Source organism: Cohnella xylanilytica, from assembly GCF_014212175.1.
GTDB classification, from domain to species: domain Bacteria; phylum Bacillota; class Bacilli; order Paenibacillales; family Paenibacillaceae; genus Cohnella; species Cohnella xylanilytica.
The window spans coordinates 53,749-68,354 of record NZ_JACJVR010000130.1 but is presented as its reverse complement, the minus strand read 5'-3'; the positions used below and the strand labels follow the sequence as shown (position 1 = coordinate 68,354).

Below are 14,606 nucleotides of genomic sequence, written 5' to 3'. Positions count from 1 at the left end.
TTGCCGGCACGATCATGATGCCTTTCGCGGGAGAGCTTCAGCTAGAAGGCGAGCGGGGGCGGGGTCCTTCGTTGGCGAAAGACCTGATCCCGCTTGTCGAGCCGTATCGGAGATCGAACGTTCAAGAACGTTCGGAGGAAGAGATCCGACAGGAGGTGGAGAAGCTCATCGGGCGGATGTCCGTGGCGGATAAAATCGGCCAAATGAGCCAGATCGGAGCTTCCGACTTCTCGTTCGGGGCGGACGTCGATTCCGAACCGCCCGAGAGCATGGTCGCCTCGGGCAAAGCGGGCTCGATCCTGGGCGCCTTCGACAGCAAGCGGGTGTTCGAGCTGCAGAAGATCGCGGTCGAGCAGTCTCCCCACAGAATCCCGCTTCTGTTCAACGCGGACGTGATCCACGGGTTTCAGACGATCTTCCCGGTGCCGCTCGCTTGGTCCTGCAGCTGGGACCTGGAAGGTATCAAGCAGGCGTGCGCCATCGCGGCGAAGGAAGCGTCGGCATCGGGCACGACTTACAACCACGGCCCGATGGTCGATATATCGCGCGACCCGAGATGGGGCCGGGTGGTGGAAGGAGCGGGGGAGGATCCTTACTTGGGCGCCTTGATCGCCAAGGCGCAGGTCGAAGGATTCCAAGGCGACAGCCTGTTCGACCGGGAGACGATCATCGCTTGCTTGAAGCACTTCATCGCTTACGGCGCGGCGGAAGGAGGGCGGGATTACAACACGGTCGACATCTCCGAGGGAACGCTGCGGAACGTCTTCTTGCCGCCGTTTAAAGCGGGAATCGAAGCGGGAGCCGGCTCGGTCATGAACGCCTTCAACATCTACCAGGGAGTTCCGGTGGCGGGGAACTCTTATCTGCTCAAGGACCTCCTAAGGGACGAGCTCGGATTCGACGGCATCGTGATCTCCGACTACGGCGCGATCGAGGAGATCTTCATCCACGGAGCGGCGAAGGACGGGGAAGATGCGTCCAAGCTGGCCTTATACGCGACGATGGACATCGAGATGGTGACCCGGTTGTTCGCCACGCATCTGCCGGCGTTGATCGAGAAAGGTCTGGTGAAGGAAGAGCAGCTTGACGAAGCGGTCAGGCGCATCCTGACGTACAAATTCAAAATCGGAATTATGGACGATCCATTCCGGTACGTTCGGCCCGAGAAGGAGATGGAATATCACTTCCATCCGGAGCATCTGGAGGCAAGCCGCGAGCTGGCCCGCAAGTCGGTCGTGCTTCTGAAGAACGACGGAATTCTCCCTCTTCGCAAAGAAGGGAACACGTTGGCTTTAATCGGTCCTTTCGCGGCAAGCAAGGATCTTCTGGGGCCGTGGCAGTTTTCCCGTTACGGGTTGGAGACGGCGACCTTGAAGCAGGGAGTCGCGGACAAAGTGTCCGATGCCGACCGGCTGCTCGTCGCGGCGGGCTGCGGAGTCGACAGCGAGATCGACGGCGGGTTCGAACGCGCGGTCGCCTGCGCGAAGCAAGCGGATGTCGTGGTTTTGGCCCTGGGCGAAGACAGCAATATGTCCGGCGAAGCCGCATCCCGTACGAATATCGAGCTCCCGTCCGTTCAGCTTCGTCTGGCGGAGGAGATCGTCAAGCTCGGCAAGCCGACCGTGCTCGTTCTCACGAATGGCCGCCCTCTCGTGCTCGACTGGTTCGAGCAGAACGTCGGAGCCATCGTCGAGACCTGGTTCCTGGGCTCGGAAGCTGGACGGGCGATCGCGGACGTGCTGTTCGGGGACTACAATCCGTCCGGAAGATTAACGATGAGCTTCCCGAGGCATGCGGGCCAGGTGCCGATTTACTACAACCACTTCAATACCGGCCGCCCGGTTACGCCGGAGAACCGGCACATGAAGTTCATCTCCAAATATTTGGATTGTCCGAACGAACCGCTGTATCCGTTCGGGTACGGACTTAGCTACACGAAGTTCGATTATTCGGACTTTCGGCTGGATAAGACGGTCCTCGCGCGCGGCGATTCGCTGATCGCGAGCGTCACCGTAACCAATGCCGGCGACGCCGCGGGCGAGGAGACCGTCCAGATGTATATTCGCGATCTGCACGGAAGCGTGGTCCGGCCGGTCAAGGAGCTGAAGGGATTCCGGAAGATCGTTCTGCAGCCGGGAGAGAGCCGGACGGTGTCGTTCGCCGTCTCCGAAGAGGATTTGAAGTTTTACGGTCCGGACGGAAGCTTCCAGGCGGAGGCCGGCTCGTTCCGGCTGTTCGCGGGCCCGAACTCGAGGGATACGCTCGAGGCGGAATTTGAACTCGTCTAATGAAAATCGAGGATTAATTGGATTGAGATGAACCGGGAGGAGTAAAATCCATGGAACGCGATTTGAAAAAGTTGATCTCGCAAATGACGTTGGAGGAGAAGGCAGGCATGTGCTCCGGTCTCGACTTCTGGCGGCTCAAGGGAGTCGAACGGCTCGGTATTCCATCCATCATGGTGACGGATGGGCCTCACGGCCTTCGCAAGCAGAAGGAAGGGGCCGACCACATAGGCATCTTCGACAGCGTGCCGGCGACGTGCTTCCCGTCCGCGGCCGGCGTCGCCAGCTCTTGGGATCGGGAATTGATCGAGAAGATGGGGCAGGCGCTCGGAGAGGAGTGCCAGGCGGAGGACGTGGCGGTGCTGCTCGGCCCCGGCGCGAATATCAAACGGTCTCCGCTGTGCGGCCGGAACTTCGAATATTTCTCGGAGGATCCTTACTTGTCCTCCGAGATGGCCGCCCATCACATTCGCGGCGTCCAAAGCCAAGGCGTCGGAACGTCGCTGAAGCATTTCGCCGCCAACAACCAGGAGCATCGCCGGATGACGTCCGACTCCGTCGCCGACGAACGGACGCTGCGGGAGATTTATCTGGCGAGCTTCGAAGGCGCCGTCAAGAAGTCGCAGCCGTGGACCGTTATGTGTTCGTACAACAAGGTCAACGGAACCTTCGCTTCCGAGAACGAATACTTGCTAACGGATATCCTGAAGGACGAATGGGGCCATGAAGGCTTCGTCGTGTCCGATTGGGGCGCCGTCAACGAGAGAGCGGACGCTCTGGCCGCCGGCTTGGAGCTCGAGATGCCTGCCAGCGGAGGCGCGGGCGAGCGGAAGATCGTTGAGGCCGTTCGCGCCGGCAAGCTGCCCGAAGAGAAGCTCGATCGGGCGGTCGAGCGTTTGCTGCGCATTATTTTCAAAGCGGTCGATAACAAAAAGCAGGGAGCAGGCTACAACGCCGATGCTCATCACCGGTTGGCCCGCGTCGTCGCCCGCGAGAGCATGGTGCTGCTGAAGAACGAGGACGGCATTCTTCCGTTAGCCCGGGAAGGCAACATCGCCGTTATCGGGGCGCTTGCGGCCTCCCCGAGATATCAGGGCGGCGGAAGCTCCCATGTCAAACCGACCAGGCTGGAGGACATCCGGGAAGAGATCAAGAGAGTCGCCGGAGACGGCGCGAACGTCGCGTACGCTCAAGGCTACAACCTGGACAGCGATGACGCGGATGCCAAGTTGGCGGAGGAAGCCGTTCGCGCGGCGGCGGAAGCGAACGTGGCCGTGTTGTTCGCCGGCTTGCCCGAAAGGTACGAGTCGGAAGGATATGACCGCACGCATCTGCGAATCCCGGCCAATCAGGCGGCGCTGATCGAAGCGGTGGCGAAGGCGCAGCCGAACTTGGTCGTGGTGCTAAGCAACGGTTCGCCGGTGGAGATGCCTTGGATCGGAAGCGCGAAGGCGGTGCTGGAGGCGTACCTGGGCGGCCAGGCTCTGGGCGGCGCGATCGCCGACTTGCTGTTCGGGGACGCGAATCCTTGCGGCAAGCTGGCCGAGACGTTCCCTCAGCGGCTGGAGGATAACCCTTCTTACCTCTTCTACTTCGGGGAAGGGGATCGGACGGAGTACCGGGAAGGCGTGTTCGTCGGATACCGGTATTACGACAAGAAGAGAATCGAACCGCTGTTCCCGTTCGGCCACGGCCTGAGCTATACGAGCTTCGCCTACTCCGAACTCGTGATCGGAAAGAACGAGATCCGCGACGACGAGACGGTCGACGTGCAGGTCGTCGTAGAGAATACGGGAGACCGGACCGGCAAGGAGATCGTTCAGTTATACGTGCGCGAAGTCGACAGCAAGGTCATCCGTCCGGAGAAGGAATTGAAGGGATTCGCCAAGGTAGAGCTGCGTCCGGGCGAACGGAAGACGGTGACGTTCACGCTCGACAAGCGATCGTTCGCTTATTACGACGCCGAACGGAAGGATTGGCGGGTCGATACCGGCGTCTTCGAGATTCTGATCGGCAAGTCGTCCCGAGACATCGCGCTCACCGGTACGATCGCGGTCGAATCGACGACGGTCATCCGAGCCAGGGCGACCCGCAATACGATCCTCGGCGATCTTCTGGCCGATCCGGCAAGGCGTCCGATCGTCGAGGAGATCATGAAGCGGCAGAACCCGATGGGTGATCTGGGGGAACATGGGGACGCTTCGGGCATGATGGAGGCAATCATGAAATATATGCCTCTTCGCGCGTTGATCTCCTTCAGCGGCGGGGCGATGTCCGAAGAGCATCTCGATCGCATCTTGGAGCAGTTGAATCAAGTCGGTTAATCGCGAAAAGGCCCTGTTTAGGGCCTTTTCTTGATATTTAACGACATGAATTCATGTCGTTAAATATTGCTTTTCGCCGGAATCGGTCAGCTTCCGTCGAGCGACAGCAGTTCCCGGACGTCCTGCTCCGACAGGGCGGACAACGATTCGCTTCCGGCTTGGACGACTTCGTCCAGCAAGTTCGATTTTCTCCGCTGCAGCTCGTACATCTTGTCTTCGACCGTGCCCTGGGCGACGAGCCGAATGACCTGCACGACCTTCTTCTGGCCGATCCGGTGGGCGCGGTCCGCCGCCTGCTGCTCGACGGCCGGGTTCCACCACAGGTCGTACAGGATGACGGTGTCGGCCCCGGTCAGGTTCAGGCCGGTGCCGCCGGCCTTCAGCGAGACGAGGAACGCTTCCCGCTCGCCTTCGTTGAACCGGGCGCTAAGCTCGATCCGTTCGGAGGCGGAGGTCTGTCCGTCCAGGTAGAAGAAGGAGACGCCCCGGTATCCGAGCTCCCGGCGAATCAGGCCGAGCATCTCGGTGAACTGCGAGAAGACGAGCATCCGCTTGCCCGCGCTGCGGCATTCCTCTACAAGTTCGAGCAGCTGCTCGAACTTGCCCGAGCTTCCATCATACCCTTCGACGAAGAGGGCGGGGTGGCAGCAGAGCTGGCGCAGACGGGTGAGGCCAGCGATGATCCGCATCTTGTGCCTCTTCCAGCCGTCCACGCTCAGATGCTTCAGCGTCTCCTGCTGGAGCTTGGCCAGATGGGCGACGTACAGCTTCTTCTGCTCCGGCAGCAGCTCGGACGCTTGCAGCGTCTCGATCTTCTCCGGAAGCTCCCGCAGGACGTCGGCCTTCAGCCTCCGCAGGACGAACGGCCGGATCCGCTTCGCCACCGCCTCGCGCGGAAGCTCGGCGAACTCCTTCCGGCCGGGGAGCAGGCCCGGGAATACCGCCTCGAAGATCGACCGCAGATCGTCGAGGGAGTTCTCCACGGGCGTCCCCGTCAGCGCGAACCGATAGGATGATCGTATCGCCTTCGCCGCTCTGGCCGTCTGGGTCGCGTGGTTCTTGATCGTCTGGGCTTCATCCAACAGAATCGTATGGAACTCGGTCTTCCCGTACAAGTCGAGATCCCGCCTCAGCAGCGGGTACGAGGTGATAATGACGTCCGCATCGAGGCGAGTCAGCAGGGAAACGCGGCGTTCGCGCTCGCCGTCCGCGACGATCGCCCGGATGTCGGGAGCGAACCGGCCCAGCTCGTTGCGCCAATTGTATAGCAGGGAAGCCGGGCAGACGACGAGCGCCGGACGGCCCTCGGCGCGGATATCGGGCAGCGCCGAGAGCAAGTAGGCGATGCTCTGCACCGTCTTGCCGAGCCCCATGTCGTCCGCGAGTATGCCGCCGAAGCCGTAGCGGGCCAGCGTCTTCATCCACTGGAAGCCGTACTTCTGGTAATCCCTCAGCTCGGCGTGGAGCCGCTCCGGAACCGGGAATTCCGAATGGTCCGGGTTCCGCAGGCTCTCGATCAGCTTCCGCAGCGACTTGCCCAGCACGACGGCGGAACCGCGATCCCCCGTATCCGTCAGCAGCAGCCCGCGGACGGCCGGAAGGCGCAGGGAGGAGCCGGTCAATTCCTTGCCGCGGATGCCGAATTCGTTCAGAAGGCGCACGATCTCGCGGAAGCGCTCGTTCTCGAGCGGCAGCAGCGCCCCGTTCGGAAGCCGGTAATACTTGCGCTTGTCCGCCAAGGAGCGCAGGACGTTCCGGACGGCCGAATCGGGAATGCCGTCGATATCGAAGCTTAGCTCCAGCCAGTCCGTTCGCTCGTCAACCTCGACGGTTACCCGCGGATGAACGGGCCCAGGGTGCAACCTCTCTTTGACGGCGGAAGTGGCGTAGATTCGCAGCAGCTTCTCCAGCCGGGGCACGACCTGCGTGAGGAATTCGTACTCGTTGTCCTCTCCGTCGATCAAGTACCCGCCTTCGGTCTTGGCGACGAAGCTCTGGTCCATAAGCGCCAGAATCGCTCTCTCCTTCTCGCCGTCCCGCACGAGTATCCGGCTCTCGGCCCGGCGGCGGCCGGACGCTTCCGATGGATCGATAACGATGTCCCCGTACCGGAATTCCAGCCCGGCGAGCAGGCGGTCCTTGACCCGGTCCAAATACAGCTTGGCCTGAAGGGGCGTCCGGACCATCTTGTCGGCGACCGAAGGAGAGACGTTCACGCTTCCCAGCTCCATCAAGCCAGGCAGGACGCGTTCCACGTAAGCCTCCGCCTCATCGGCCCGGATCGGGATCCGGCGAACGCCGGCGTCCGCGACCCATCGCTTCAGCTCCGCGACGCGGCGGCAAACTTCGGGCGACGCCGCGCGCAGCTTCCCGCCTTGCAGAATGCAGCCGTATGCTTCCATCGCGGTCACCCGCTCGAGGCCTTCGATCTGGAGCCCGAAGCCGCCGCCCGTCGCTTGATCGAATTCGAAGCGGACCGGCAGCGGCTCGTCCGAGCGTTCGAGCCGATCGTACGCCTCGCCGTCATGCTCCGTCCGGACCGAAGGGGAGCGGAGAAGCAGCGTCCTCTCGGCGGCCTGGCCGCGGGCGGCCGGCCCGAACAGGCCGGACGCTTCCCGGTACAGCCATTCGTTCTCGCGGATGCGGATCAGCTCGCGGAGGACGGCCTCGTCCTCCGGAGCGAAGACGTGTATCCCGGGATCGTAGACGAAGTGCCGATTCAGCTCGACCGCTTCGCCTCGGCCCGCGAGGTCGAGGAACTCCCTGATTTTCGACACCGGATACAGGCGATTCCGCCCCAGCTTCATCGCGATGCCGAACAAGTATCCTCGGTTGCCGGACGGGACGGGAGACAACGTCCATTCCAGGCCGAGAACCTCCCGCTCGTCGAACAGCCTAAGCACCGGCTCCTTGAGGCCGCCTCCCGGTCCGAACAGGCGAAGAACGCGCTCGGACAACTCGGACTCCAAGCGTTCCGGCTCGCAGCTGAGCCTCTCTTCAGGTTCGGGTTGCGATGCGGGCGTCTTCTCCGCCTTCCGGACGTCGAGAGCGGAGAGCAGGACGGCCGCGGCATGGGAGCAGAACAGATCGTAGGAGCCGAGCGACGGGCAGGTGCATTCGGCTGCCCAGCGGCCGTTCGGTCCGATTCGGACGGAGGCGCGGTATTCGGTTTTGCCCCCGAGAACCGTTCCTTCGTACAAGGGAGTCTCGGGATCGTAGACGGTCAGCACGGTTTTGCCGGAACGGAAGTAGGCGGTCCCCCGTTCGTACGACAGCCTCCCGCACAGCTGTTTGACGAGATCGTTGGTCAAATTCATCTTCATGAGGTCGTTCGGTTCCTTCCTTATCCCGTTCGCGCGGAAATCTAGGTACCTATCATCATATCAGAAAATAGCCCCTCGGGCAGGAGCGGCCGTTCCGGAATTGGGTTATAATGGGAGAATCCAACGAACCCGACAACCGGAGGTATCTCATGTACAGACGTATCGCCGCCCCGATCCTCGCAGCCGCTATCTTAGTAAGTCTAACCGCATGCGGAGAGAAGACTCCCGCTTCTTCGGCCGGCGAGCCTAGCGGGACTGCATCCGTATCCGCATCCGTATCTGCACCAGCATCCGCTTCGGCATCCGATCCCGCATCTCCGACTTCGTCCGCATCTTTACCAGCAGCCCCATCTCCAACCGCATCCGCATCCGTAAGCGCGACCCCGGCGCCGTCCGCTTCGGCTTCGCAGACCTCCAGCGACGAGCCTCCGCTTCCGGAGCCGAGCCTGGACGCGAACGGCGATCCGCTGCCGCGCCTGATCGAGAGCGGAACCGTCGGCTTCCAGGCCGGGAAGGGCGATCCGATCGTCAAGTTGCCGCTTTACGGCGCGGAAGCTGCGTTCGGAGTCGACAACGGATCGCCGCCGTCCATCGTGCCCGAGGCTCCGCTGGCGACGGTCGCGTTCCGGATCCCGGAGGATCAAGCCGACTCGCTCGCCGCTTATTGGATGAACCTCGGCTTCGACGGCCAAGGCTACCTCGTCGTCGCCCCGAGAGGATGGATCGTCAAGGAGGCGACGGTGGGAGCGAACGGTTCCTACCGGTTCGAGCTTATGAACCCCGACGACGACAAGGAGTCTCTGGTCGCGTACGATACGGGCGGGGGCTGCCAAGGCTGCGCGATCTCTTCGATCGGCAGCTACTTCCCGAAGCTGCGGGATTGGGCGGAGGAGCAGTCGTTCCCGGGAGATCCGATGCCCTATACCGATTCGAAGACGATCGGGGACAGCGTGATCGAGTTCTCTCTGGCGAGCGAGCAGAAGGGCTATGCGACGAGAGGGGCCGCGTACGAGCAGCACGGAGGAGAGGAGGGAGCCCGGTTCGGCAGCATGACCCTGTCGGCCAAGGAAGAGCTTAAGGATCTGAACGACTCGATTCTGTCGTTCTTCGAGACAGTCTACGGCGAAGCGATATCCGGCTGAGCATGGAAGGCAGGAAGAGGGAGAGAGAGGGAGGGAGGGTCGACATGGAGCCACGACGCGCTAAACCGATAACGAGCATCGTCATCGCGGTCTTGCTCACGGCCATCGCTGCCGCCGTCTGGTTCTGGCGGGAGCCGACGGAGACGGGGGCTCGAGGCATCGTGAAGGCAGACAAATGGGAGCAGGTCAAAGCCTATCAATACGAGAAAACGCCTGGGCTCGAACGCGCGGAGAAGCTGGGGCTGACCCGCGACTTCGACAAGGAAATACCGGTGCCGGACTCGTCGGACAGCGTCATGATTCACGAGGTTTGGGCGAATCGCGCGAATATCTTTTTTTTCTACAGCGTTAGCTTAAAGTCGCTGCCGGCGGATGGAGAAGCGCCCGTCGTAAGCTTCCGGGTCAAGAACGGGCAGGCAGATCCGTCCGAACATTCCTTGTTTACATTGAATTGGTCTCCGAACGAAGGGGTTTACTATCAAGGCCGATTGTACGGCCGCGCCGTAACCAACCCATTCTGGTTAGACGGCAAAGCGCTGGATGAATGGAGCGGTCTCGAATTGATCGACCTCTCCGTCCGCCAGGGAGACTTGTTCGCGACCGCGCTGCCCTCCGTGTCGTTGCCGGTGGACTATCGCGCATCCAACGAGATCGTTGAGACCTATCCCATCGGGCAATCGTACGGCGATGCGGACCGGAAGCTGGAGCTGGACCGGTTGGAGTTGGGGACAACGGAGAACCGTCTCTTCTTCCGGTTCTCGGCTCCGAACGGAGATCGAAGCAAGCCGATGCAGGTATCGGTCCGGTTGAGGACGGACCAAGGAGAGACGCGGGAGGCTCGCATCGTGGAGAACTTCTCCGCGGTCGGATTCGAGCCGTTCAATAAGCGTCCCGGTCGCATCGCGATCGAGTGGGAATCGGTCCGCTACATGGACCGGGATCTCGGCTTCGAATTCACGCTGGACGGAGCGAAGATTAAAGAGGGCATCGGCAAGCGGCAAGGCACGGTGCGAATAGATTCGAACGAGCGGATCGACCGGCTGCTCCATACGGACATCCTGCTGAACGAATTGATTTACGATGAACGCGGGCTCGACTTCTCGATCCTATACGAGTCCGATAAAGGATTGAAGAAGCCTTATGTGCGGCTAGCATCGGAGACTCCGAATTCAATACCCGTAGAGATGAGCGAAGAAGACCGGGAACGGAACAGCGTCAACCTGCCGTTGATCGTCCGCGTCTTTAACGCCGACGGGGAAGAGAAGAATATAGGCCAGAGCGGGTCCGGAAGCGGCGAGCGATACGACGCGTTCATCGAGAACCCGTTCGGGGAGGAAGCCGAGGAGCTTCGGGTGTCCGTAACCAACCTGCTCGTCGAGTGGGGCATCGACTGGAAGACGGAGGTTACGATTCCCGCGGGACATTGAACAGGGAGTAGTTGCGGAATTTTGACCTTCAGGCCGTCTTCGCAACCGGTTTAGCGCAGGAAAAAACAATAGGGCCATCCCCAAGTCATTCTGGATGACGGTCGGGATGGCCCTGATCGTCCGCGCGGTCAGGAGCCGGCTCTGATCTCGAGCAGCTCGTACTCGATGACGCCCATCGGGGCGTTGACGCTGATCTTGTCCCCGACGCTCTTGCCCATCAAGGCGGCGCCCATCGGGCTCTCGTACGAGATCTTGTTCTGCAGCACGTCCGCTTCCGCGGTGCCGACGATCTGGTATTCGACCTTCTCGGCCATCTCGACGTCGTTGAGGACGACGACCGAGCCGACCTGGACCGTCGATCCGTCGGTGCCCTCGACGACGCGCGCCTTCTTGAGCATCTTCTCGATCGTCTGGATCCGCGTCTCCATGAACGCTTGGTCGTTCTTGGCGGAGTGGTACTCGAAGTTCTCCTTCAGATCTCCGTAGCTCAGCGCGATCTTGATTCTCTCGGCCATCTCCTTGCGGCCGACCGTCTTGAGTTGTTCGAGCTCTTGCTCGAGCTTCCGCTTGCCTTCGGCGGTCAAGATGACTTCTTCGTTGGACATCCCTGACATCTCCTCGATCGATCGGGTATAGTGTAGCTTATATGGCAACGGTTGCGGCGGGCGGTGACGGGTCGTTCAAATTTACATATTAGAATTCGTTGGGGTCATTTGTCAATAAACGAAAAATGTCGGAAGCCGCGCAAAAATGAGGGTTGACTTTGACGCTGCGTAAAGGTGTACCGTTTATGTCGACGGGAGGCGATCGGAAGTGGAATACACGGTTCAGAAGCTGGGAAGGCTCGCGGGCATCAGTACCCGGACGCTCCGCTATTACGACGAGATCGGCATCCTGAAGCCGGCCAGAGCGAGCTCGTCGGGATACCGGATTTACGGCCCCGCGGAGGTGGACCGGCTCCAGCAGATTCTGTTCTACCGGGAGCTCGGCGTCGGGCTGGAGAAGATCAAGGAGATCGTCTCCTCGAAGGACTTCGACGGCGTCCAGGCGCTGAGGGAACATCGCCGCCAGCTTCTGGAGCGAAGAGAGCAGCTCGACAGACTGATCGCCAACGTCGACCAATCGATCGCGCAAGCGGAAGGGAGAACGGTCATGAGCGACCAAGATAAATTCGAAGGCTTCAAGCGGAAGATGATCGAAGAGAACGAGAACAAGTACGGCAAGGAGGTGCGCGAGAAATACGGCGACGACGTCGTGAACCGCTCGAACGAGAAGCTGATGGGCATGACGCAGGAGCAGCACGCCGAGGCGACCCGCCTCGCCGAGGAATTGACCCGCAAGCTGGCCGAAGCGTTCGAGACGGGGGATCCGGCGGGCGAGAAGGCGCGCGAAGCGGTCGAGCTTCATAAGCGCTGGCTCCTGCACTATTGGACGGAGTACAGTCCGGAGGCGCACGCCGGTCTCGGGAGAATGTACGTCGAGGACGAGCGCTTCAAGGCTCATTACGACGTCCAGCAGCCGGGAACGGCGGAATTCCTCCGCGACGCGATTCTCGCGTACACGGGCATTCAGGCGTAAGAGGATGCGAAAAGCAAGCGAAAATCAAGGGGCGGCGCGAATCGGCGCCGTCCCTTGATGTCCATTCGCGCCCGGCCGCGCTCTCTGGATTGATAACCTCGCTCCGGAATGGTAAAATTGTAAACACGCGTTCACGATGCCGCCCATCGGGTTCGCCGAGGCTTATTTTCTCCGAAGGAGGGCGTATTCATGAGATACCGAAGATTGGGAAGAAGCGGTCTGCAAGTCAGCGAGATCAGCTTCGGAAGCTGGATGACCTACGGGCATACGGTGGGAGAAGACGTCGGCGCCAAGCTGATCGACCGCGCGTTCGAGCTGGGCATCAACTTCATCGATACGGCCAACGTCTACGAGCAAGGCGAAGCCGAGAAAATGCTCGGCGACGTGCTGCCGAGGTACCCTCGCGAATCCTACGTGCTCGCGACGAAGGCGTTCTGGCCGATGGGCGAAGGGCCGAACGACCGGGGCTTGTCCCGCAAGCACGTCTTCGAGCAAGTTCATGCGAGTCTGAAGCGGCTGAAGCAGGATTACGTCGACATTTTCTACTGCCATCGGTACGATCCGAATACGCCCGTCGAGGAGACGCTGCGCACGATCGACGATCTCGTCCGCCAAGGCAAGGTTCTGTACGTCGGCGTCAGCGAATGGTCGGCGGCCCAGATTCAGGAAGCGCTTCATGTCGCGGATCGATATTTGCTGGATCGCATCGTCGTCAACCAGCCGCAATACAGCATGTTCTACCGCAACATCGAGGCGGACGTGCTTCCTGTCAGCGAGAAGAACGGCATCTCGCAGGTCGTGTTCTCGCCGCTGGCGCAAGGCGTCTTGACGGGGAAGTACCGTCTCGGGCAGCCGCTCCCGGAAGGAAGCCGCGCCGGCGACCCGAAGACGAACATGTGGATCAAGGGCTTCCTGACGGACGACCACCTTCGCAAGGTGGACAAGCTGGACGCGGTGGCGAAGGAGCTCGGCCTGTCCCTCTCCACGCTGGCGATCGCCTGGATCCTGCGCCACGAAGGCGTCGCGAGCGCGTTGGTCGGGGCGACCAAGCCGTCGCAGCTCGAAGAGAACGCGAAGGCATCCGGCGTCGTCCTGCCGCAAGAGGTTATCGACCGCATCGAAGAGATTCTGGCTTAACGGGATATGAGAAGAAGAGAGACCGAACGAGTACGGCGGCCTTGCGGCCGCCCGAAAGCCCGGTCTCTTTTCCGTCGCGGCGTCACTTCCCCTGGATGGGGTATGCGGGCATCGCGGCTTCGGCATACGTCTTCTGGCAGTGCATGTTGGAGATTCTCGGGATGACGACGGTCTCGCCTTGCTGCAGAGCGGCCGGATTCGACAGATGCGGATTCGCTTCCTCCAGAATCGGGGCCGGAATGTTGTACTGATGCGCGATCCGATCCAACGAATCGCCCGCCCGGACCTGATGATGGGCATAGACGCCTTCGTTCTGCTCGCCGTCGCGGAAGAAGGGGAAGAAGAACGGCGAGAAGAAGAAGAACGGGAACAGGAACCGGTTCGGGAAGAAGGGATGGGGGAACGGGCGGAAGAACGGACGAGGGCCGAAGCCGACCGGCGGGAAAAAGCGGGTGTCCATGGGCAATCCTCCATTTTCTTGGGTCATTCGTCTATATACGATATGGATCGGCCGCGTGTCCGGTTCCGGCGGGACAACGGAATTTGACTCTCGCATCCAAATCTTTTATGATTTATTTATCAATAAATCATCTGGAGGGGATCATGGCCGTTCGCGAAGACCGCAGGGAACAGATCATCGACAAAGCCGTCGCTCTGTTCGCGGAGTGGGGGTACTACAAGACGACGACGGCGCATGTGGCGGCCGCCGCTGGCGTTACGCAGCCGTATGTCTTTCATTTTTTCAAGAACAAGGAAGAGCTCTTCGTCGCCGTCATCGACCGGGCCGTTCGCCGCATGCGGGAGGCGTTCGAGGATACGAGGGCGGAGGACGCCCGGCTGCTCGACGGGATGGGGGAAGCGTTCATGCGAATGCTGAAGACCCATCGGGACGAGATGCTGATGGTCATGCAAGCCCACGTGATCGCCGAACCGTTCATTCGGGAGCGCGTGAAGGCGATGTTCCGGGACATTCACTCGTACTTGACCGGGCGGATTCGCGAGGCCGGCTATCCGAACGCGGAAGAGGAGGCGAGCCGCTTCATCGGGACGGGCCAGTTGATTACGATGTCGATCGTGCTGGAGCTGCCGGAATTGATGAAGTTTAAGAAGATGGCGCATAGAAGGGAGGAACTCGAATGAGGAAGCAGTCCGGAATGTTGAGAATGGGCATCGCGGCCGCCGCCGTGCTGGCCGTCCTCGGAATCGCCGCCGCCGGCGCCCACGCGAAGAACGGATTGGAGGCATGCGCCGCCGCGTTCCCGATGATCGCGATCGTTCTGTCGGTCGGCATCCTGATCCGCGGCCGGTCCGGCGGCTGCAAGAGCCGCACGGTCGGACGGGGCTGAGGCGAACGGCATGCTTGCACGCGAATGCACAACAGCGGCTTTTC

11 protein-coding genes are annotated in these 14,606 nt (G+C 61.2%); 8 read left to right on the top strand and 3 right to left on the bottom strand.

The window, feature by feature from the left end; genetic code table 11:
• The first annotated feature begins 71 nt into the window (after positions 1-71).
• Both bglX and H7B90_RS29800 read left to right on the top strand, forming a co-directional pair.
• A complete protein-coding gene (gene bglX / locus H7B90_RS29805) occupies positions 72-2,288 on the top strand; it encodes a beta-glucosidase BglX (protein WP_311772837.1) in 2,217 nt (738 codons plus the stop codon).
• A 50-nt stretch (positions 2,289-2,338) separates the two neighbouring features.
• Positions 2,339-4,609, top strand: a complete 2,271-nt coding sequence (locus tag H7B90_RS29800) for a beta-glucosidase family protein (protein ID WP_185139539.1) — start codon at positions 2,339-2,341, stop codon at positions 4,607-4,609.
• Positions 4,610-4,695: 86 nt separating this feature from the next.
• On the opposite strand, the gene H7B90_RS29795 is transcribed toward H7B90_RS29800, so the two are convergent.
• The gene (locus H7B90_RS29795) at positions 4,696-7,932 is read right to left on the bottom strand and encodes a DEAD/DEAH box helicase (RefSeq protein WP_185139538.1); all 3,237 of its coding nucleotides are present in this window, start codon (positions 7,930-7,932) and stop codon (positions 4,696-4,698) included.
• Positions 7,933-8,081: 149 nt separating this feature from the next.
• On the opposite strand from H7B90_RS29795, the gene H7B90_RS29790 reads away from it, so the two are divergent.
• Both H7B90_RS29790 and H7B90_RS29785 read left to right on the top strand, forming a co-directional pair.
• On the top strand, positions 8,082-9,074 hold the full coding sequence (locus H7B90_RS29790) for a DUF4850 domain-containing protein (RefSeq protein WP_185139537.1): 993 nt from the start codon (positions 8,082-8,084) through the stop codon (positions 9,072-9,074).
• Between the two features lie 44 nt (positions 9,075-9,118).
• On the top strand, positions 9,119-10,501 hold the full coding sequence (locus H7B90_RS29785; protein ID WP_185139536.1) for a hypothetical protein: 1,383 nt from the start codon (positions 9,119-9,121) through the stop codon (positions 10,499-10,501).
• 128 nt (positions 10,502-10,629) lie between these two features.
• Here H7B90_RS29785 and greA read toward each other — a convergent pair whose 3' ends face one another.
• Positions 10,630-11,106, bottom strand: a complete 477-nt coding sequence (greA, locus tag H7B90_RS29780; protein WP_185139535.1) for a transcription elongation factor GreA — start codon at positions 11,104-11,106, stop codon at positions 10,630-10,632.
• 208 nt (positions 11,107-11,314) lie between these two features.
• Between greA and H7B90_RS29775 the strand changes: the two genes are divergently transcribed.
• Both H7B90_RS29775 and H7B90_RS29770 read left to right on the top strand, forming a co-directional pair.
• Entirely contained in the window at positions 11,315-12,079 is a 765-nt protein-coding gene (locus H7B90_RS29775; protein WP_185139534.1) for a MerR family transcriptional regulator, read from the top strand.
• Between the two features lie 189 nt (positions 12,080-12,268).
• A complete protein-coding gene (locus H7B90_RS29770) occupies positions 12,269-13,216 on the top strand; it encodes an aldo/keto reductase family protein (protein ID WP_185139533.1) in 948 nt (315 codons plus the stop codon).
• 82 nt (positions 13,217-13,298) lie between these two features.
• Here H7B90_RS29770 and H7B90_RS29765 read toward each other — a convergent pair whose 3' ends face one another.
• Positions 13,299-13,676, bottom strand: coding sequence for a LysM peptidoglycan-binding domain-containing protein (locus tag H7B90_RS29765; protein ID WP_185139532.1), 378 nt, complete (start codon positions 13,674-13,676; stop codon positions 13,299-13,301).
• A 143-nt stretch (positions 13,677-13,819) separates the two neighbouring features.
• Between H7B90_RS29765 and H7B90_RS29760 the strand changes: the two genes are divergently transcribed.
• Both H7B90_RS29760 and H7B90_RS29755 read left to right on the top strand, forming a co-directional pair.
• A complete protein-coding gene (locus H7B90_RS29760; RefSeq protein ID WP_185139531.1) occupies positions 13,820-14,356 on the top strand; it encodes a TetR/AcrR family transcriptional regulator in 537 nt (178 codons plus the stop codon).
• Complete coding sequence (locus tag H7B90_RS29755; RefSeq protein WP_185139530.1) at positions 14,353-14,562, top strand: hypothetical protein; 210 nt, start codon at positions 14,353-14,355, stop codon at positions 14,560-14,562. Before H7B90_RS29760 ends, H7B90_RS29755 begins: the two co-directional genes overlap by 4 nt.
• Positions 14,563-14,606 lie beyond the last annotated feature (44 nt).

Coding starts and splice junctions, on each gene's coding strand:
- H7B90_RS29770 (WP_185139533.1), top strand. CDS start 12,269: ATGAGATACCGAAGATTGGGAAGAAGCGGTCTGCAAGTCAGCGAGATC.
- H7B90_RS29790 (WP_185139537.1), top strand. CDS start 8,082: ATGTACAGACGTATCGCCGCCCCGATCCTCGCAGCCGCTATCTTAGTA.
- H7B90_RS29800 (WP_185139539.1), top strand. CDS start 2,339: ATGGAACGCGATTTGAAAAAGTTGATCTCGCAAATGACGTTGGAGGAG.
- H7B90_RS29760 (WP_185139531.1), top strand. CDS start 13,820: ATGGCCGTTCGCGAAGACCGCAGGGAACAGATCATCGACAAAGCCGTC.
- greA (WP_185139535.1), bottom strand. CDS start 11,106: ATGTCCAACGAAGAAGTCATCTTGACCGCCGAAGGCAAGCGGAAGCTC.
- H7B90_RS29755 (WP_185139530.1), top strand. CDS start 14,353: ATGAGGAAGCAGTCCGGAATGTTGAGAATGGGCATCGCGGCCGCCGCC.
- H7B90_RS29795 (WP_185139538.1), bottom strand. CDS start 7,932: ATGAAGATGAATTTGACCAACGATCTCGTCAAACAGCTGTGCGGGAGG.
- H7B90_RS29785 (WP_185139536.1), top strand. CDS start 9,119: ATGGAGCCACGACGCGCTAAACCGATAACGAGCATCGTCATCGCGGTC.
- H7B90_RS29765 (WP_185139532.1), bottom strand. CDS start 13,676: ATGGACACCCGCTTTTTCCCGCCGGTCGGCTTCGGCCCTCGTCCGTTC.